The 18,963-nt window shown below is 71.2% G+C and carries 19 protein-coding genes and 1 pseudogene; 10 read left to right on the top strand and 10 right to left on the bottom strand.

The window, feature by feature from the left end; genetic code table 11:
* Positions 1-147 precede the first annotated feature (147 nt).
* Positions 148-1,071: a mycothiol synthase gene (gene mshD / locus OF819_RS08500; protein WP_267242774.1), complete on the bottom strand. Its 924-nt coding sequence runs from the start codon at positions 1,069-1,071 to the stop codon at positions 148-150.
* A gap of 124 nt (positions 1,072-1,195) precedes the next feature.
* Between mshD and OF819_RS08495 the strand changes: the two genes are divergently transcribed.
* Complete coding sequence (locus tag OF819_RS08495; RefSeq protein WP_267242773.1) at positions 1,196-3,139, top strand: bifunctional metallophosphatase/5'-nucleotidase; 1,944 nt, start codon at positions 1,196-1,198, stop codon at positions 3,137-3,139.
* Between the two features lie 153 nt (positions 3,140-3,292).
* A complete protein-coding gene (locus OF819_RS08490) occupies positions 3,293-4,195 on the top strand; it encodes a phosphatidylinositol-specific phospholipase C (RefSeq protein ID WP_267242825.1) in 903 nt (300 codons plus the stop codon).
* 39 nt (positions 4,196-4,234) lie between these two features.
* Here OF819_RS08490 and OF819_RS08485 read toward each other — a convergent pair whose 3' ends face one another.
* The 7 genes and pseudogenes from OF819_RS08485 to OF819_RS08455 form a co-directional block, all read right to left on the bottom strand.
* Entirely contained in the window at positions 4,235-5,638 is a 1,404-nt protein-coding gene (locus tag OF819_RS08485) for a sensor histidine kinase (protein WP_267242772.1), read from the bottom strand.
* On the bottom strand, positions 5,635-6,360 hold the full coding sequence (locus OF819_RS08480) for a response regulator transcription factor (RefSeq protein WP_267242771.1): 726 nt from the start codon (positions 6,358-6,360) through the stop codon (positions 5,635-5,637). Before OF819_RS08480 ends, OF819_RS08485 begins: the two co-directional genes overlap by 4 nt.
* A 30-nt stretch (positions 6,361-6,390) precedes the next feature.
* Positions 6,391-7,509: a S1C family serine protease gene (locus OF819_RS08475; RefSeq protein WP_267242770.1), complete on the bottom strand. Its 1,119-nt coding sequence runs from the start codon at positions 7,507-7,509 to the stop codon at positions 6,391-6,393.
* A gap of 172 nt (positions 7,510-7,681) precedes the next feature.
* Complete coding sequence (locus OF819_RS08470) at positions 7,682-7,900, bottom strand: hypothetical protein (RefSeq protein WP_267242769.1); 219 nt, start codon at positions 7,898-7,900, stop codon at positions 7,682-7,684.
* Positions 7,901-8,020: 120 nt separating this feature from the next.
* Positions 8,021-9,244, bottom strand: a complete 1,224-nt coding sequence (locus tag OF819_RS08465) for a helix-turn-helix domain-containing protein (RefSeq protein WP_267242768.1) — start codon at positions 9,242-9,244, stop codon at positions 8,021-8,023.
* A gap of 200 nt (positions 9,245-9,444) precedes the next feature.
* Positions 9,445-10,410, bottom strand: a complete 966-nt coding sequence (locus OF819_RS08460) for an XRE family transcriptional regulator (protein ID WP_267242831.1) — start codon at positions 10,408-10,410, stop codon at positions 9,445-9,447.
* A gap of 161 nt (positions 10,411-10,571) precedes the next feature.
* A pseudogene (locus tag OF819_RS08455) lies at positions 10,572-10,664 on the bottom strand (hypothetical protein); the annotation flags it as partial.
* A gap of 235 nt (positions 10,665-10,899) precedes the next feature.
* On the opposite strand from OF819_RS08455, the gene OF819_RS08450 reads away from it, so the two are divergent.
* The 3 genes from OF819_RS08450 (at position 10,900) to mihF (ending at position 12,738) form a co-directional block, all read left to right on the top strand.
* Positions 10,900-11,544, top strand: coding sequence for a class I SAM-dependent methyltransferase (locus OF819_RS08450; protein ID WP_267242767.1), 645 nt, complete (start codon positions 10,900-10,902; stop codon positions 11,542-11,544).
* Between the two features lie 89 nt (positions 11,545-11,633).
* Positions 11,634-12,305 (top strand): hypothetical protein, encoded by a 672-nt coding sequence (locus tag OF819_RS08445; protein ID WP_267242766.1) that lies wholly within the window; start codon positions 11,634-11,636, stop codon positions 12,303-12,305.
* A 121-nt stretch (positions 12,306-12,426) separates the two neighbouring features.
* The gene (gene mihF, locus OF819_RS08440) at positions 12,427-12,738 is read left to right on the top strand and encodes an integration host factor, actinobacterial type (protein WP_267242765.1); all 312 of its coding nucleotides are present in this window, start codon (positions 12,427-12,429) and stop codon (positions 12,736-12,738) included.
* Positions 12,739-12,876: 138 nt separating this feature from the next.
* Here the strand turns inward: mihF and OF819_RS08435 are convergent, their stop codons facing one another.
* Positions 12,877-13,902: a LacI family DNA-binding transcriptional regulator gene (locus tag OF819_RS08435; RefSeq protein WP_267242764.1), complete on the bottom strand. Its 1,026-nt coding sequence runs from the start codon at positions 13,900-13,902 to the stop codon at positions 12,877-12,879.
* A 24-nt stretch (positions 13,903-13,926) separates the two neighbouring features.
* Positions 13,927-14,709, bottom strand: coding sequence for a response regulator transcription factor (locus OF819_RS08430; RefSeq protein WP_267242763.1), 783 nt, complete (start codon positions 14,707-14,709; stop codon positions 13,927-13,929).
* A gap of 456 nt (positions 14,710-15,165) precedes the next feature.
* Between OF819_RS08430 and OF819_RS08425 the strand changes: the two genes are divergently transcribed.
* From OF819_RS08425 to OF819_RS08410, 5 genes are all read left to right on the top strand, one after another.
* Positions 15,166-15,420, top strand: coding sequence for a MoaD/ThiS family protein (locus OF819_RS08425; protein ID WP_267242762.1), 255 nt, complete (start codon positions 15,166-15,168; stop codon positions 15,418-15,420).
* Between the two features lie 11 nt (positions 15,421-15,431).
* The gene (locus OF819_RS08420; RefSeq protein WP_267242761.1) at positions 15,432-16,655 is read left to right on the top strand and encodes a hypothetical protein; all 1,224 of its coding nucleotides are present in this window, start codon (positions 15,432-15,434) and stop codon (positions 16,653-16,655) included.
* A 146-nt stretch (positions 16,656-16,801) separates the two neighbouring features.
* On the top strand, positions 16,802-17,491 hold the full coding sequence (locus OF819_RS08415; RefSeq protein ID WP_267242824.1) for a DUF2993 domain-containing protein: 690 nt from the start codon (positions 16,802-16,804) through the stop codon (positions 17,489-17,491).
* 335 nt (positions 17,492-17,826) lie between these two features.
* Positions 17,827-17,910 (top strand): putative leader peptide, encoded by an 84-nt coding sequence (locus tag OF819_RS29225; RefSeq protein ID WP_350807544.1) that lies wholly within the window; start codon positions 17,827-17,829, stop codon positions 17,908-17,910.
* A gap of 197 nt (positions 17,911-18,107) precedes the next feature.
* Positions 18,108-18,947, top strand: coding sequence for a sulfurtransferase (locus tag OF819_RS08410; RefSeq protein WP_267242760.1), 840 nt, complete (start codon positions 18,108-18,110; stop codon positions 18,945-18,947).
* Positions 18,948-18,963 lie beyond the last annotated feature (16 nt).

Here is an 18,963-nt window from a genome sequence, read left to right as displayed (position 1 = left end):
GGGTTTCCCGGGCGTGCCGGTCTCCGCGGGTGCGGGTCTTTTCCCGCCCACCCGCCCTGTGCGTGGGAGAGGCGCCTGCCCGGGCCGCGGGCGACCCGCGCGGACGGGGGCCCCGAAGCACCCTGCCCCACCCCCCGGCCCCCGGCCTTACGTCTCCGTGCGGTACATCAGGTCCACCTCATGCGTGGTGAAGCCGAGCCGCTCGTAGACCGTCAGCGCCGCCACGTTGTCCGCGTCGACGTACAGCATCGCGGTGGGCATGCCCTCGGCGGCGAGGTGCCGCAGGCCCAGGCTGGTGAGGGCGCGGCCGAGGCCGCCGCCCTGGGCCTCGGGCAGTACGCCGAGCACGTACACCTCGCCGAGCCGCTCCTCGGCGTGGACCTTCGTCCAGTGGAAGCCGATCAGTTCCCCTTCGCGTTCCGCGAGGAAGAAGCCCTTGGGGTCGAACCAGGGCTCGGCCTTGCGGTCGTCCAGGTCGCGCTGGGTGAGGGAGCCCTGCTCGGGGTGGTGGGCGAAGGCGCGGGCGTTCACCGAGAGCCAGGCCGCGTCGTCCTCGCCGGGGACGAAGGTGCGGACGGTCACGCCGGGCGGGAAGTCCGGTTCGGGGATGTCCATGGGGGTCAACGGCCGCCGCAGCTGCCGTAGTTCGCGGAAGAGGGTGAGGCCGAGGACCTGCGACAGATGGCGGGCGGCCGACTTCCCGCCGTGCGCCCAGACGCGCAGCCGCTTGCCGGACGTCCCGAGCAGGGCGGTGCCGAGGGCCCGTCCGTGTCCGCGTCCCCGGTGGGCCGGGTGTACGACCAGCTCGGCGGCGGGGGCCTCGACCGGGTCGGTGTCCTCCAGCTGGGCGTAGCCCCGCAGCTCGCCTTCGACGGTGAGCAGGAAGTGCCGTACGCCTTCCCGCTTTCCGCCCCGCAGCTGCAGCCGGCCCTGCTCGGAGACGGCCTGCATGCCGTCGGCCCGGGCGGACTCGCGGAGCAGCTCAAGGACGGCTTCGGCCTGCTCGGGCGTCAGCTCGTCGAGCGTCTGGATCTGCCGGCCGGGCTCCGGAATGACTGCGTCAGTGGTCATGCATCGAGGGTACGGCGGAGATCTCGCAACCTGCCCGTAACCCTTTCCCCCTGTTGCGCTACGCGCGTTGACTCTAGGCTGCCGCTCGCAGCCCTCATGCCACGCTGAACTGACAAGGGGACAGATGTCAGCGACAACTCCACACAGCCGCGCCCTCAGGCGGTCGCGGCGCACGCGGCGGACGCTGGCCGTCGCCGCCGGGATCGCCACCGTCGGGGCGCTCGTCGCCGCGGTGCCGGCCGGCGCGCACGACCGGGGCCAGGACGGCGACCGCGGCCGGGACCGCGACCGTGGTCACTACGGGAACTGGCAGCGCTCCCGCACGGTCGATGTGCAGCTGCTCTCCTTCAACGATCTGCACGGGCATCTGGAGCCGCCGTCCGGCTCCTCCGGCACGGTCAAGGAGACGCACCCGGACGGGACGGTGACCTCCATACCGGCCGGCGGGATCGAGTATCTGGCCACTTCACTGCGCGAGGCCCGCAAGAAGAATCGCTACTCCGTCACCGCCGCCGCGGGTGACATGGTCGGCGCCAGCCCGCTGATCTCCGGTCTCTTCCATGACGAGCCGACCATCGAGGCGCTCAACGAGCTGGACCTCGATGTGGCGGGCGTGGGCAACCACGAATTCGACGAGGGCGCTGTCGAGCTGGCCCGTCTGCAGAAGGGCGGCTGCCACCCGGTCGACGGCTGCTCCGAGGAGGGGAAGACCTTCAAGGGCGCGGACTTCCCGTACCTCGCGGCCAATGTCACGAACGAGAAGACCGGCAAGCCGATCCTCAAGCCGTACACCGTCTGGAAGAAGGGCGGTGTCAAGATCGGCTTCATCGGGGTGACCCTGGAGGGCACCGCGGACATCGTCAGCGCGAACGGCATCAAGGGCCTGAAGTTCCACGACGAGGTCGAGACGATCAACAAGTACGCCCGTGAGCTGGACCGCCAGGGCGTGAAGTCGATCGTCGCGCTGATCCACGAGGGCGGCGCGCCCGCCTCGTCGTCGTACAACTACGACTGCGACTCGCCCGGCGCCGGCGACGGCATCTCGGGCCCGATCGCCGACATCGCCAAGGGCATCACGCCGAAGGTGGACGCGCTGGTCACCGGCCACACCCACCAGGCGTATGTGTGCACCATCCCGGACCCGGCCGGCAAGCCGCGTCTGGTCACCTCGGCCGCCTCGTACGGCAGGCTCTACACGGAGACCACCCTCACCTACGACCGCCGCACCAAGGACATCGTGCGCACGGCGGTGAACACGGAGAAGTGGCGGCAGAAGAAGCTGCCGAAGTGGCTGCCGTGGTGGTGGGTGCACCACACGTACGGGAAGAACCCGACCGCGGCCAACCATGTCGTCCGCCGGGACCAGACCCCGGCCGCCGATATGACGCGGCTCATCAAGCGCTGGAACGAGCTCGCGGTGCCGATCGCGAGCCGTCCGCAGGGCTATATCTCCGCTGACATCAACGGCCGTGGCGCGACCACGCCGGAGAAGCCGCTGGGCGATCTGATCGCGGACGCCCAGCTTGAGGGGCTCGCCCCGGCCGACAAGGGCGGGGCACAGCTGGCGCTGATGAACCCCGGCGGCATCCGCGCCGATCTGGTCCACAAGGCCTCGGGCGACGAGGGCGACGGCGTGGTGACCTACGGCGAGGCATACACGGTGCAGCCGTTCACCAACATGATGAACGTCGTCGACCTGACCGGCGCGCAGCTCATCACCGCGCTCCAGCAGCAGGTCAGCGGGCCGAATGAGGAGTTCCCGAAGATCCTTCAGGTGTCCGAGGGCTTTACGTACACCCTGGATCTGACCAAGTCGGGCGCCGAGCGGATCGTCGTCGGCTCGGTGCGGCTGAACGGCGAGGCGATCGACCCGTCGAAGACCTACCGGGTCGCCATGAACGAATTCCTGGCGGGCGGCGGCGATGGCTTCACCGTCTTCAAGGAGCACACGAACAAGCTGGTCGGCGCGTCCGACCTGGAGATCTTCAACGCGTATCTGAAGGCTCACTCGTCTCCCGAGAAGCCGCTCGGTCCGCCGGCGGGCGGCCGGATCACGGTCATCGAGTAGGACGATTTAAGGCTCTGGGAAGGGGGCGTCGGGCCGTGCGGTCCGACGCCCCTTCGTTCTCCCGGTGTCGTTCTTCCGGCTCCTGTCGCGTTTCCGCCATCGCACAGCCATGCCGTTTTTGACGTGCACGCGCCATACTCCGCTTTCATGGACATGGACCGACGGAGCTTCCTCGCAGGCGCCGGAGCCACGGCCGCGGCCCTGACCGCCACCGCCCTCATCGGCGCGCCCTCCGCCTCCGCCTCCGCTTCCGCCTCTCCCGCCGCGCCGCCGCGGGCGCTGTCGACCAGGGACTGGATGGCGGGCCACGGCGACGGCACCGCCCTCCACACGCTGACTGTCCCCGGCACCCATGACTCCGGCGCGCGCCACGGCGGGCCGTGGGCCGAGTGCCAGAACACGGCCGTCGCGCAGCAGCTCGACAGCGGCATCCGGTTCCTCGACATCCGCTGCCGGGCCATCGACGGCTCCTTCGCCATCCACCACGGCGCGGCCTTCCAGCACATGATGTTCGGCGATGTGCTGATCGCCTGCCGCGACTTCCTGCGGGCGCATCCGTCGGAGACCGTGCTGATGCGCGTCAAGCAGGAGTACTCAAACGAGAGCGACGCCGTCTTCCGCGCCGTCTTCGACGACTACCTCGACCGGCGCGGCTGGCGCGGTCTGTTCCGCATCGGCGACGGGCTGCCCGCGCTGGGCGAGGCCCGCGGCCGGGTGGTGCTGCTCGCCGACAACGGCGGACTGCCCGGCGTACGGTACGGGGACGGCGCGCTGTTCGACATCCAGGACGACTACCTGGCCGAACCCGGGGCCAAGTACCCGAAGATCGAGGCGCACTTCCGCAAGGCCGTGCGGCAGCCGGGCAGGCTGTACGTCAACCATGTCAGCACCTCGGCGTATCTGCCGCCCCGCTGGAACTCCGACCGCCTCAACCCGCGCGTCCACTCCTTCCTGGACGGCGCGGAGGCGGACGGCTGGACGGGCCTCGGCATCGTCCCCATGGACTACCCCAACACCCGCGCGGGCCTGGTCGAGTCGCTGATCCGCCACAACTGACCCGGTGGGGACGGCGTCCCTGCACAGTGTCCGGCGTCCCTACGGAGTGTCCGGCGGCGGGGTCGGGGCCCCCGGGAGGCGGATCGAGGCGCGCGTGCCGCTGCCCTCCGCGCGGGTGAGGGCGATCTCGCCGCCCGCCTGGTGCACCGTACGGGCCACGATGGACAGGCCGAGACCGGAGCCCGGCAGGGAACGGGCGGACGGGGAGCGCCAGAACCGCTCGAAGACATGCGGCAGTTCGTCCTCCGGGATGCCGGGGCCGTGGTCCCGCACCGTCAGCTCGCCGTCCGTGAGCCGCACCTCGACCGTGCCGCCGGGCGGGGAGAACTTCACCGCGTTGTCCAGTACGTTGACCACCGCCCGTTCCAGCGCGGCCGGCTCAGCCCGTACGTACCAAGGGCGCAGCTCCGCCTCGAAGACCAGCTCGGGGCCGCGCAGCCGGGCCCGCTTCAGCGCGGTCTCGGCGATCTCGTGCAGCCCGACCACCTTCAGCGGACCCGGCACGGCGGCATCCGGCCGGGACAGCTCCTGGAGGTCGCCGATGAGGGCGGCCAGCTCCGTCATCTGCGCCGTGACCGAGGCCAGCAGCGCGGCGCGGTCGGCGGCCGGGATGGCCCGGCCCGTCTCCTCGCTGCGCGCCAGCAGCTCGATGTTCGTGCGCAGGGAGGTCAGCGGGGTCCGCAGCTCATGGCCGGCGTCCGCGATGAGCTGCGACTGGCGGTCCCGGGAGGAGGCCAGCGCGGCGGTCATCGAGTTGAAGGAGCGGGACAGCCGGGCGATCTCGTCCTCGCCCTCGACGGGGATGCTCACGGTCAGATCCTCGGTGCGGGCGATGTGCTCCACCGCGCCCGTGAGCCGGTCGACGGGCCTCAGCCCGGTGCGGGCCACCCACAGGCCCGCCGCGCCCGCGCCCACGACGCCCACGCCCGCGACGACGCTCAGCAGGACCGCCAGCTGCTTGAGCGAGGCGTCGATCTCCGTGAGGGGGCGGGAGACGGACACGGCGACGGTGCCCTGGCCGCCGAGGGGGATGCGCTCGGTGTGGACGCGCACCGGCACACCGCCGTCCGTGGTGCTGTTGTGCAGCGCGCTCTCCAGCGCGCCCGCGGCGACGGCGACGTCCTCCTCCTGCACCTTGACCGGCTGCTGGTACGGGGCGACGCAGCGGCGGCCGTCCGGCCACACCACCTGGATGTACGCGAAGCCGGGCGACGCCTCGTCCGCCCGGCTGGCGCTGCACGCGGCGATGGCGGAGCGCACCGTGCCCACCGGTGCGCTGGTGTTCTCCAGGGAGGTGTCGAGCTCGTTGTGCAGCTGCGCGCGGGTCGCCAGCCAGCAGGCGACGGACACCGCGGCGACGGCGACCGCGACCGCCGTGGCGACCAGCAGTGCCAGCCGGGAGCGCAGCGGCAGTGCGCGGAAGCGCTGGACGGGACCGGTCACTCGGCGGCCGACCCCTCGCGCAGGGCGTAGCCCACCCCGCGCACCGTGTGCACCAGGCGCGGCTCGCCCGCCGCCTCCGTCTTGCGGCGCAGATACATCACATACACATCCAGTGAGTTGGAGCTCGGCTCGAAGTCGAAGCCCCAGACCGCCTTGAGGATCTGCTCCCGGGTCAGGACCTGGCGCGGATGCGCCAGAAACAGCTCCAGCAGGGTGAATTCGGTGCGGGTCAGCTCCACCCGGCGCGTGCCGCGGACGACCTCCCTGGTCGCCAGGTTCATCCGCAGATCGGCGAAGGACAGGATGTCGTCGGCCGGGGCCGCGCCCGCGTCCGCCGCGTAGGAGCTGCGGCGCAGCAGGGCGCGGATGCGGGCGAACAGCTCGTCCAGCTCGAACGGCTTGACCAGGTAGTCGTCCGCGCCCGCGTCCAGCCCCGTGACCCGGTCGCCGACGGTGTCGCGCGCCGTGAGCATCAGGATCGGCACCCGCGAGCCGGACGAGCGGAGCCTGCGGGCCGCGGTCAGCCCGTCCATGCGGGGCATCTGGATGTCGAGGACGACCAGGTCGGGTCTGTACGACTCCGCCCGTGCCAGGGCGTCGACGCCGTCGACGGCGACCTCGGTGTCGTACCCCTCGAAGGCGAGGCTGCGCTGGAGGGCTTCGCGTACGGCGGGCTCGTCGTCGACGATCAGGATGCGTCCGCCTTCACCGGTAGCAGTCATGCCTTCAGCCTCGCACGCGATCTGCCCTGGTCAGCTGGAGGAGCCCGAGCGGAGGGCGTCCAGGTCGGCCTTGACGTCGTTGACCGGGATGGCGAAGCCGAGGCCGACGCTGCCCGCGGTGGAGCCGGTGGCGGCGCTGGGCGAGTACATGGCGGAGTTGATGCCGATGACCTCGCCGTTCATATTGATCAGCGCGCCGCCGGAGTTGCCGGGGTTGAGGGAGGCGTCGGTCTGGATGGCCTGGTACGTCGTCTTCGACGAGCCCGTGTCGCCGTTGAACTGCTGCCCGCCGAACTCGAACGGCCAGCCGCGCTGTCCGCCCTGGCCCTGGCCGTACTCCTGGCCCTGCTCCCGGGAGACGGTGACGTCCCGGTCGAGCGCCGAGACGATGCCGCTGGTGACGGTGCCGGTCAGCCCCTCGGGCGAACCGATGGCCACCACCTCGTCGCCGACCTGGAGCTTGTCGGAGTCGCCCAGCGTCGCCGCCTTGAGGCCACTGGCCCCCTCCAGCTTGATCAGCGCGAGGTCCTTGGAGGAGTCCGTGCCGACGACATGCGCGTCGTAGGTCTTGCCGTCGCTGAGCTTCACCTGGATCGCGGAGGCCCCGGCCACGACGTGGTTGTTGGTGATGATCTCGCCGTCCGCGGTGATGATCACCCCGGAGCCGGTCGACTGTCCGCTCCCGGAGGCGGCGTTGATCTCCACGATGCTCGGCGACACGGCCTGGGCGACACCGGCGACGGTGCCCTTGCTGCTCTGCGACACATTGGTGCCGGTCACCGCGTTTCCGGCGGACCCGCTGCCGCTGCCCCCGGCCAGCCCCTGCACCAGCGCGGACGCCCCGCCCCCGATGCCGGCCGCCACGATCGCCACGGCCGCGAACAGCGCCACCGGCCGCTTGGCCCGCGCCCGCCGCCCGCCCTCCGGCCCCACCGGCGCCGCCGCGGCCGACGCCTGCACGACGACCTCCCCCGGCGGCTGATACCCCGCCCCGCCGTCCCCCGGCCACACGGTCACCGGGGGCGTGGCACTCTGCGGCTCGTACCCGGGCCGGTACGGCGGCGGGGGCGGGTATCCACCCTGGCCGTACGGCTGCCGCTGCTGACCTTCGCTGTGCTCGTCGCCGCCTCGGCGGTAGTAGTCCGTCATGGCAACGAGTCTTCGACCCGGAGATGAGAACTGTCTGAGTCCGCCCTGAGAAGCGGCGCAGAAGCCTGTATGCCCCATATAAAGGTGGGCATATAAGGGTGGGCGGCGGGGATGGGCGGGCTCAGCGGGGGGCGGAAAGCCGGTCACGTCTTGCCCCGCCGGGTCGCCTCGCTCACCGCGCCGCCTCCTGCCCGCGGCGGCCAAAACCTACGAGCGGGTCGGTGGGCCGGTACAGCGGGACGATGCCGCGCGCCGTGGCGCAATCGGTGTGCGCGAAGACGGGCTCGCCCGGGCTCTCGGGGGACGGGTAGGTCAGCCTTACGCAGGCGTCCGGGCCCTGCTCGGGGCAGTAGACGCACGACGGGGGCTGGCTGTACTCGATGTCCGGCATGGGTGATTCCCTCAGGATCGCAGTGATCGCTACGTCACTGACGGTAGGCCGGGCATCAGGGCGCAGGGGGCAGAGTCCCTACCCCCTTGCCCAGGGGCAGAGTTCCTGCCCCCTCAGCGATCACACGGGTACGGCGATCTCGCGTGCCAGCCGCCGGGCATCGTTCTGCACCATCCGCGGCCCGGACTTCGCCAGCTCCGGCAGCACCGAGCGGGTGTGCAGGTTGAAGCGGACCGTCTCGGGGGATTCCTCGTGTGCCTTGCGCAGTAGCGATACCGCCGCGACGCCTTCGCCGAGCAGGTTGTGCGCCCGGGCGGTCTCGATCAGGTGATACGAGCGTCGCGTCGCGGAAGGGATCTGCTCCAGGTCCAGATCGTTCGCCGCCTCGACCGCTCGAGCGGGCTGGACGAAGTCGTTCTGCATTGTGATCGCGTACCCGTGGACGATGCCCCGTCCGAAGATGAGCCAGGGGTGGGCATAGTCGTCACCCAGTTTCCTGGCTTCCGCGTCGGCCTTGTCCCAGTACCGCCACGCGTCCCCCGCCTGCCCCGTCTTGGCGAACGACAGAGCCACGGCCAGGAACAGCAGCCCGCGGCGGGCGATGTCCTCGGGGTCGTCGTCATCCCGGCGCAGGAGACTCGCGGCGTCCTCGGCAAGCTCGACGCGTGCCTCAGCGGCCTCCCCGGCGTCACGGTGGACATGGTTCATGTACCAGGCGGCGGCCGCGATCGCGCGGGGGCTGTCGGCGTCCTGCGCAGCGGCCATGGCCCGGTCGCCTGTCATCGTCACCAGGTCGGGCACCGGCTGGAACGACAGGTACAGCTGCGCCAGATGGTAGGTCTCGGCCAGAGCGACGAGAGCCCGGCGGCGGTCGGCGCCTTCCAGCGCGCGGGCGGAGTGCTGGGCGTCCGCGAGGAGGTCGGGCAGCAGGGCGACGATGCCGGTCCTGTGGTCGCCCTCGGAGTGCCACAGCCGCCACGCCTTGCGCACTCTGGCGACGAGTGCCTGCGGCGTCTCGGGCTCGCGACCGGAGGGCTGGAGCTGATACGTGGTCAGCGCTCGCTTGACGACGGGCAGGTCATCGTGAACGGCCTTGATGTAGGTGACAGCGGCGATCCGTTCGTCCCCGGTGAGCTCTGAAAGGTCCTCGATACCGAGGATGTGGGCGAGTTGGATCAGCTTGGGCAGGCGGGGCATGCCGATGGCGCCGCGCTCGATGGCCTTGACCCACTCGACGGAGTGGCCCATGAGGCCTGCGACGACGGCGCGGGTCTTCCCGGTCCGTTCGCGGGCGGCCTGGACTCGCTGGCCGAAGGTTGAAGCGGTGTCGCTGTGCTGGGGCATCCTGGACTCCGTTCGGTCTGACCTGACACTCAGAACGGTACGCCGCGGCCGGGCCCGGCCGGTTCCGAATGCCCTGCCGCCGTCGGGGAGCTGCCGCAGCGTCCCGGGGCGCGGACGGGCGCGCGTGCTCGCCGCTACGCGTACGGCCATGCAGCAGTGACGCTGTGTGCCATTTCTCAGTACGAGTAGGACGTCACGTCCTACCGGTCCAGGCGCAACCGGTCCGCCAGTTCGGTCACCGGGGAAACCCGGCGGCGCTCGCGGGCGCGGAGGTCGGCGACGAGGCGGCGGGCGGTGCCGTGGTAGCGCATCCACTCGGGGGCGTCCCGCTCCGCCAGCAGCAGTGCGTGGGCAGCGTGCTCATCGCGGTCGAGGTCCGCGTAGGCGAGGGCACGATCCACATGGAAGCGGGCCCGCCAGGTCGGCGGGAGCGACCGGACGTCCGGGATGGTTCGGGCCGCGGTGATCGCCTCCTGGCTGCTCTCCATCTCGACCAGGAAGTTCACCTTCGCCACGCCGGTGTTGGTGGGGCCGAACGGAGTCGCGTAGTCGAGCCGGTCTCGGCCGATGCCGGCGGCTGCCGCCGCTGCCATGCGCAGCAGTTCCTCCACGCGGTCGTATGTGCGCTCACCTTGGCGCACCGTCGCCGTCGCCGCGCGGAGAAGGAGGATTCCCCAGAGGGAAAGCTCGAGAGGCCTGGAGCGGAATCCGGGTTCGTTCCGGTCGGCGTAATGGAGCGCGAGACGTTCGGCGTCCTCCAGGCGGCCCTGTTTGGTGAAGATCCACGCAAGCGTGGAGGCGCCCACGGTCTCCAGAAGGGGGTCGTCCGAGCGCCGTGCGGCATCCGTGGCGCGTTCCATCGCGGCGAAGGCGGCGTCTTCCTTGCCGAGGGCGGTGAGAGTAGTCGCCGCGACCTGATATGCCTCGGCGAGTACGGCGTAGGCCGACTTCTGCGAGGCTCCGTGATGCGACCGGGCCGCCGCCCGCGCGTCGCGGATCAACTGGGGCAGAAGCGCGCCGATCTCGCCCATCCGACCCTCACGGCGAATGCGCTCCGTCGAGCGGAAAGAGGTGCGCAACGCGCCTGTCGACGGCGGATCTTCGGGGTCCGGGTCCTCACCGAGAATGTCGGAGACCGGCGAGACGGCCCGTCGCAGGGCGAGCACTGACGGCTCGTCCCCTTCGCTGCGGGCCTCGAAGGTGGTCGGCTGGCCGACCAGGGCCGACGTCTCGACATCCAGCGCGTGCGCAAGCTGGTTGAGCGTGACAGCCGGGCGGTCAGCCGCTGGTTCTGCTCCAACTTCCGTACTGTGTCTACGGATACGTGCGCGGCCTCGGCGAGCTGTTCCTGGGTGAGTTCGCGGCGCAGACGCAACCGGCCGATCCGGTCACCGATGCTTGTCTCGTCCTCGTACGGCATAAGCGCCCCCGACAGATGAATGTCCCCTCTAAGTTACGGCAGTTGAGGCATAGGGCGCGGTCCGGAAGCGGTCTGGCCTTGGGGCGCGTTGCGCCGCCGTATCGGAGAGGGAGCACATGGCTCACAAGGCCGGTCACCGTGGCCTGGCCCGGCCGGGTACGTCGGCCGTTCCTGTGGCGGAGGTCGGCACGGGGCGGGGAAGGGTTGCGAACGGGCACGATGTTAGCTTCTCGTCGTGGTGGAGTACCAGGACGAGACCAAGGCAGCCTACGACGGGATCGTCGAGCTGTATGCGTCGATGTTCGCCGATCGGCTGGAGACGCAGCCGTTCGCGCGAGCCATGATCGGCACCTTCGCCGAGCTGGTGCGCGGGACGGGGAACCCGCGGGCCGCCGATGTCGGATGCGGGCCCGGGCATCTGACGGCCATGCTGCACGACCTCGGGCTGGACGCCTTCGGGGTGGACCTCTCCCCGGGCATGGTCGACCATGCCCGGCGGGCCCATCCGGCGCTGCGGTTCGACGAGGCGCGGATGGAGGCCCTGCCGGTCGAGGACGGCGCGCTCGGCGGCATACTGGCCCACTACTCGATGATCCACACCCCGCCGGGGGATCTGCCCGCGCTGCTTGCCGAGCAGGTGCGGGTGCTGGCGCCAGGGGGCCTGCTCCTGGTCTCGTTCTTCGCCACCGACGGGCCGGAGCCGGTCCGTTTCGACCACAAGGTGACGCCCGCATACAGCTGGCCGGTGGACCGGTTCGCCGAGTTGCTGGCCGGGGCCGGGCTGGTCCCGTTCGCCCGGCTGTTCCACGACCCAGCCTCCGAACGGGGCTTCCTCGATGCCCACGTGCTGGCCCGCCTTCCCCCGGAGGGGGAACCGTGAGGTGCTCATGGCGCGTCACTGTCCGCGGTCTGTCAACGCATCGCGTCGTTAGCTTTCAGTAGGGGGAACACATGGCTTCGCAAGGCGGTATGCCCAACCCGGCACCGAATCAGAGACGGTCGGGAGGGTGTCTGCCCGTACTGGTGATCCTTGCCGTGATGCTCGGGCTGGGGTACGGGGCCTCGAAGCTCTTCGGGGATGACGGCGGGGGGTCCGGGGGCTCCGGGGCGTCGGCCACCGCGTCCGCGTCGCCGTCGTCCGCGTCGGACGGGAAGGGCGGGTCCTGGGAGGTCGGGGACTGCGGTGGGCCCGATCCCGAGCGGGCGCCCGATGGGTACAGGGCGCTGGACTGCGGCGACCCCGGGGCGACGTTCAAGGCGCTGGAGATCAAGGACGCCAGCATTCTGCCGAATGCGGTGCAGTGTCCGGGCGGCACGGATCTGATCATTCAGGTGAAGGTGTCGTTCGGGTCGGACGACGGGGACGGGGACGGGGGCATCCCCACCAAGACCGTCTGCGGGCGGAATCTGTCCGGGGACCATCCCGGTGATCCGGGGGCCGGCGGCGGGCAGCTGGTGGAGGGGGACTGTGTGACCTCGTCGGCGCAGGAGGTGGCGTGTGCCTCCGGCGGCGGGGATGTGTTCAAGGTGCTCGGCCTTGTCGAGGAGGAGGCGCAGTGCCCGGCCGGGACGACCGAGCCGATGCAGCTCACCGTCGCCATCGGACGGCCGTACGACGTGATCTGCGGCGGGAGGGCGTAGCGGGGAGGTCGTAACGGCGGCTGGTTCAGCCGGGTGAAACCCCGGCGCGTCGGCGTTCTCGGGTCCGGGGCCGGGGCACATGTCGGACATCGGATATGTGCCCCCTACCGGGAGAACCACCATGCCCCTGCCTTCCATGACCCCCGAGCAGCGCAAGGCGGCGCTGGAGAAGGCCGCCGAGGCGCGCAAGGCCAGGTCGCAGCTGCTGGATTCCCTCCGCACCGGCAACAAGAAGCTGAGCCAGGTGCTGAAGAAGGCCCAGGACGACACGATCGTCGGCAAGACGAAGGTGTCCCAGCTGCTGAGGGCCTGTCCCGGTCTGGGCCCGGCCAAGGTGACGGCCCTGATGGATGAGATCGGGATCGACGCCAACCGCCGGGCCGGGGGCCTGGGTGACCGGCAGCGTCAGGAGCTGATCCAGAAGGTGGGCTGACGCCCCGGGCTGAGATCCTCCCCGGGCCGGAGAGGCCCCCTCTGGGCCGGAGAGTCGCACCCAGGCCGGAGCCCCAGGCCGGAGGGCCGCCCCTGGGCCAAAGAACCGCGCGGCCGGAGGCGTCAGCCGTGCGCCGCGTCAGCCGCCGCAGCCGCAGGAGCGGCGGATGACCAGGCCCGAGGGGAACTGCTTGACCCGCACCCGGCGCGAGCCGGAGACGCGCAGACCGTCGTCCAGGACCAGGTCGACCGCCGCGCGGGCCATCGCCGGGCGGTCGGAGGAGACCGTCGTCAGCGGCGGGTCCGTCAGCGCGGCTTCCTTCACATCGTCGAAGCCGGCCACCGCCAGCTGTGTCGGCACGTCGATCCGCAGCTCGCGGGCCGCCCGCAGCACGCCGATCGCCTGGTCGTCGGTGGAGCAGAAGATCGCCGGGGGCCGCTCGGGGCCGGAGAGGAGCTTCAGGGCGATGCGGTAGGCGTCGTACCGGTTGTACGGGGCCTCGAAGAGCCGGCCCTCCGTCTCCCGGCCGGACTCCAGCATCGCCCGCCGCCAGCCCTCGACGTGGTCGGCCACCGGGTCGCCGACCGCCGGGGTCGACTCGACGCCGCCGAGGCAGGCGACGTACGGGTGGCCGTGCTCCAGCAGATGGCGGGTGGCGAGCTGCGCGCCGCCGATGTCGTCGGTGACGACGGCCACGTCGTCGATCGCCTCGGGCCGCTCGTGCAGCAGCACCACGCGCGCGTCCCACGCCTCGATCTCCGCCGCGGCCCGCTCGCTCGGGCCCTGGCTGACCAGGATCAGCCCGGAGACCCGCATGCCGAGGAAGGCCCGCAGATAGTGGACCTCGCGCTCGTCGCGATAGTCGGAGTTCCCGACGAGGACCATCTTTCCGCGCTCCGCCGCGGCCTGCTCCACGGCATGCGCCATCTCCGCGAAGAACGGCTGCCGCGCGTCGGGCACGATCATGCCTATGAGGTCCGTGCGCCGCGACGCCATCGCCTGGGCGACCCGGTCGGGCCGGTAGCCAAGCTCTTTGATCGCGGCGAGGACACGCTCGCGCGTGGCCGGGGCGACCGGCCGGGGTCCGTTGTTGATGACGTAGCTCACGACGGCGGTCGACGTACCCGCCAGTCGCGCCACATCGTCCCGCGTCACCTTGGCCACGCGCGGCAGTCTACGCGGGGTGACCTACCTCTGGGCAGGGCGAACGCTCGCTTTCTGGTTCTCTTCGGCACCCTCGCGGGTGTCCTCCGAACGGGCGAGCGCGGCCGCCTTGGCCTCTTCGGCGGCACGTTCGACCTTCTCCGGCACCACGAAGCGGTAGCCGACATTCCGGACGGTGCCGATCAGGGACTCGTGCTCCGGCCCCAGCTTGGCCCGCAGCCGCCGCACATGGACGTCGACCGTGCGGGTGCCGCCGAAGTAGTCGTACCCCCAGACCTCCTGCAGCAGCTGCGCCCGGGTGAAGACCCGCCCCGGGTGCTGTGCCAGATACTTCAGCAGCTCGAATTCCTTGAAGGTCAGATCGAGCACCCGGCCCTTCAGCTTGGCGCTGTAGGTCGCCTCGTCCACCGACAGATCGCCGTTGCGGATCTCCATCGGGGAGTCGTCGGAGCCGATCTGCTGTCTGCCCATGGCCAGCCGCAGCCGGGCCTCGACCTCGGCGGGGCCCGCCGTGTCCAGCAGGACGTCGTCGACGCCCCAGTCCGCGGTGACGGCGGCGAGCCCGCCCTCGGTGACGACCAGGATCAGCGGACAGCCGGGCCCGGTGGAGCGCAGCAGCTGGCACAGCGACCGCACCTGCGGAAGGTCGCGGCGGCCGTCGATCAGGATGACGTCCGCTCCGGGGGTGTCGACGAGGGCCGGGCCCTCGGCCGGCGCGACGCGGACGCTGTGCAGCAGCAGGCCGAGCGCCGGAAGCACCTCCGTCGACGGCTGGAGGGCATTGGTCAGCAGCAGCAGAGAACTCATCCCCGACCACCTGCCCGGGTCGGTTTCGAGTGGTGCGTGATCAGCTCGCCCATAACGTCGTTTCCTCCTCGGTCCCTGCGAGGACGTGGCTCGGCGGCACTGCTTCCTACGGTCGGTCGGTTGTTCCTTCGGTCGCTCCGCACCGGCTCTCCGCGCCCTGAGAGCCAGTGTGAGCCTTTGTTCACCTGCCTGTAACAACGGCCAGAAAACGCAAAAGGACCCGGGGGCTGCGCTGCCCGGATCCTCTGCCGTGCAGGATAGCCCACCAGAGTGAAAAGGACAGAGGGCCGATTTCACACTGTGGACGTTTCGCAGATCACTTTCCGATTCCTTCCGGATTCCTTCCAGGCCCCTTCCGGGTCGCACCGGGGGCGCATGGGTGCACGGGTGCGCGGCGGGGCCGCGGTGCGCATGGCTCATCATGGAGGGCGACGAGGCGACGAAAGGAGTGCCGCTATGGCAGCGGGCACGATCCGCTACTGGGCCGCGGCCAAGGCCGCCGCCGGGGTGGCCGAGGAGCCGTATGCGGCGGAGAACCTCGCCCAGGCGCTCGACGCCGCCCGGGAGCGGCACCCGGGCGAACTGGTCCGGGTACTCCAAAGGTGTTCGTTTCTCGTCGACGGCGACCCCGTGGGGACGCGCGGGCATGAGACGGTACGGCTGGCCGAGGGCGGCACGGTCGAGGTGCTCCCGCCGTTCGCAGGAGGGTGAAGCGCGCAGCCATGAGCAGCAGCGATCAGCAGTATCCGTACGACGCGTCGTACGACCCCTACGCCGATCCCTATGCCGACCCCTACACCGCGGGCGGGGGTCGGAGTGATCCCCAGGTCACCCAGACGTGGGAGGGCCAGACCTGGGACACGCACCACCAGCCGGCGGTCCAGCGGGAACAGCCGGCACAGGGCTACCAGCCGCAGCAGCCGTACCAGCAGCAGGCGTATGAGCCGTACCAGACGTACGAGGCCGTGCAGGCGGCGCCGCGGCACGCCGCAGCCGACACGGCCTATCTGCCGCCGCAGACGTACCCCCCTCAGGCGTACGAGCCCGGGGCGTACCCCGCCCCCGCCCAGCCGCTGCCTCCCGAGGTCCCGGCCCCGGCCGTCCCCGCCGCCCCGGTCGAGCCCGCCATGCCGTCGCCGTCCTTCGACGCCGCCGGCTACAGCGCCCCCACGACCCTCGGCAACGCCCGGATCACCGACGCGCAGCGCGCCCGCGCCGAGGGGCGGTCGCCGATCATCCCGCCCGGCATCCAGCCCGCCGGGCTGACCGCGCTGCTCGGCCTGCTGCTCGCGGGCGGCGCTGCCCTGGGGACGTACGGACTGCTCCTCCCGCTGGTGCTCCTCCAGGCGGTCACCGCCGCGGGCTGGTTCCGGCTCAACGGCATGTGGCCCGCCCGCCAGGGCATCGCCCTCGCCTTCGCCGGCGGACTCGCCGCGGACGCCGCGCTGCTCGCCGTGGGCCGTGCGCACGCCACCGCCGCGATCACCGGCACGCTCGGCGTCTGGGTGCTGCTCACCCTCGTACTCCAGCTCCGCAGCCGCGCCGGCGCGGACGAAAGGGTGTACGGGCTGATGGCCACCGTGGCCTCCGCGGCGCTGACCATCCTCGCGGCCGGGCATCTCGCTGCGGAGACTCGGGCCGTGGCGATCGGCGCGCTCGCCGTCGCGGCCGCCGCGCTGACGCGGGCGCTGCCCCTGCCCGGCGTCGCATCCGTCGTCGTGTCCCTGCTCGCCGCCGCGGGCGCGGGCATCGCCGTGGGCGGGCTCGCCGGAGCGGGGGGCGACGGGGCGCTGCTCGGCCTCGCCGCGGGCGGCTGCGCGCTCATCGGACTGCGGGCGGCCAGCTATGACTACCCCTCGCGCTTCGTCCACTTCACGGCGGGGGTGGCGCTGCCGCTGACCGCCGCCGCACCCGCGGTGTATGTGCTGGGCCGCGCGCTGGGATAGACGAGGGGGCCGGGCCGTCCGGGCGGGTTCCGTCGCCCGCCGCCGGAACCATTTGCCTCAATCGGACGTCGATCATTGAAGCGGACGCGCAACGGGCGTACGCACGGTACGCACGGTGCGGACGACACGTGGGGGACGACAGGGACATGCGAGCGCTGCGGATACTGCTGATCACCGCGATCATCCTCGGCGGGCTGTTCGTCGCCGCCGACCGCCTCGCGGTCTATGTCGCTCAGTCGCGGGCCGCCGACCGCATCTCCCTCCAGCAGGGAACGGCCGCCTCGAAAGACGTGTCCATCAAGGGCTTCCCCTTTCTGACCCAGGTCGCGGACAAGCGGCTGGACGAGGTGGAGGTCACCCTCTCCGGCATCCGGACCAGCGCCTCCGGCCGCCCGGTGCGGATCAGCGAGCTGACCGCCGACCTGTACGACGTACGCCTGGGCGAGGGCTTCGGCAGCGCGGTCGCGGCGCGCGCCCAGGGCGAGGCGAGGATCTCGTACGAGGACCTCACGGCGGTCGCCGAGGACGGCGTCTCCGTCGCCTACGGGGAGAACGGCAAGGTCAAGGTCACCGGCTCGGTGGAGATCCTCGGCCGCACGGTGACGCGCAGCGTCACCTCCACCGTCAGCCTGGCAGGCGACGACACGGTCCGGGTGCGGGCGGACAGCGTCCCCGGTGAGGGCATCCCGGGCCTGGAGGAACTGATCCGCAAGCGGACCGACTTCGACCGGCGGCTCGCCGGACTGCCCGCGGGCCTGAAGCTTCAGAAGGTGGAGGCGAAGCCGGACGGCGTGGTCTTCACGGTCACCGGCGAGAACATCTCACTGGCAGGCTGAACACGGCGCAGGCTCGGGGCCGCGGCTGGCCGGGCACCGCGGTTTCCCGCCGGGCGTGCCCCTGCCGGGCGCGGTGGCTTCCCGGGCGTGCCCCTGCCGGGCGCGGTGGCTCCCCGGACGCGGCCTCCTGCCCGGGGGCGGTGGCTTCCCGGACGCGCTCCGGCCGTATGGTGAGACGCCCCCGTCCGCTGGGCAGAAGGCCATCCCCGCCGGACCGGCGCGGAGGCCGCTCCCAAGCGCCCCGGCGTGATCGACATCCCGAATGCCGGACGATCGCGTCTCAGAATGCGACACACCGGTGACATGGCCGCCGAGTCGTCCCTACGATCTGACCCATGAAGCAGCGACAGGCGGACCTCACGAAGCGGCGGGCAGTAGACCTGTGCCGCGTCGCCGCCATGCTCTGTCGCGCCGTCTGAGCGGGAGCCCGGCTCCCGTATCCCCGGCCCTTCGACCGACCGCGTCAGGGCCGCCGACCGTGCCTGTACGACTCGCGCTTCCGCGTACCCGCACACCGCAGCACCGTTCTGCCCGCGATCGACGACCCGACTCGATTCGACTCGATTTCGATCCGCACCGCCATCACCGCCGCACACTGCCCCGGAGGAGACACAGCATGAGCCGCAGCGACGTCCTGGTAGACGCCGACTGGGTCGAGGCCCATCTCGACGACCCCAAGGTCGTCATCGTCGAGGTCGACGAGGACACCTCGGCGTACGACAAGAACCACATCAAGAACGCCGTGCGGATCGACTGGAAGAAGGACCTCCAGGACCCGGTGCGCCGTGACTTCGTCGACCAGGAGGGCTTCGAGAAGCTCCTGTCCGCGAAGGGCATCGCCAACGACGACACCGTCATCCTCTACGGCGGCAACAACAACTGGTTCGCCTCCTACGCCTACTGGTACTTCAAGCTCTACGGCCACGAGAGCGTCAAGCTCCTCGACGGCGGCCGCAAGAAGTGGGAGCTGGACTCCCGCGACCTGGTCGCCGAGGTGCCGCAGCGCCCGGCCACGGAGTACAAGGCCAAGGCCCAGAACACCGCGATCCGCGCCTTCCGCGACGACGTCGTGGCCGCGATCGGCACCCAGAACCTCGTCGACGTGCGTTCGCCCGACGAGTTCAGCGGCAAGCTGCTCGCCCCGGCGCACCTCCCGCAGGAGCAGTCGCAGCGCCCCGGCCATGTGCCGAGCGCCCGCAACATCCCGTGGTCGAAGAACGCCAACGACGACGGCACCTTCAAGTCGGACGACGACCTCAAGGCCCTGTACGCCGAGGAGCAGGTCGACCTGGCGAAGGACACCATCGCCTACTGCCGCATCGGCGAGCGCTCCGCGCTGACCTGGTTTGTGCTGCACGAGCTGCTCGGTGTGGAGAACGTCAAGAACTACGACGGCTCGTGGACCGAGTACGGCTCCCTCGTCGGCGTGCCGATCGAGCTCGGCGCGAACAAGTAATCCCGGACCCCGACCT

Origin of the sequence: Streptomyces sp. PR69 (assembly GCF_026420845.1) — a bacterium.
In the GTDB taxonomy this organism is placed as follows: Bacteria; Actinomycetota; Actinomycetes; order Streptomycetales; family Streptomycetaceae; genus Streptomyces.
Note: the sequence above shows the minus strand (reverse complement) of the source record. Positions and strands in the feature narration are given on the sequence as shown.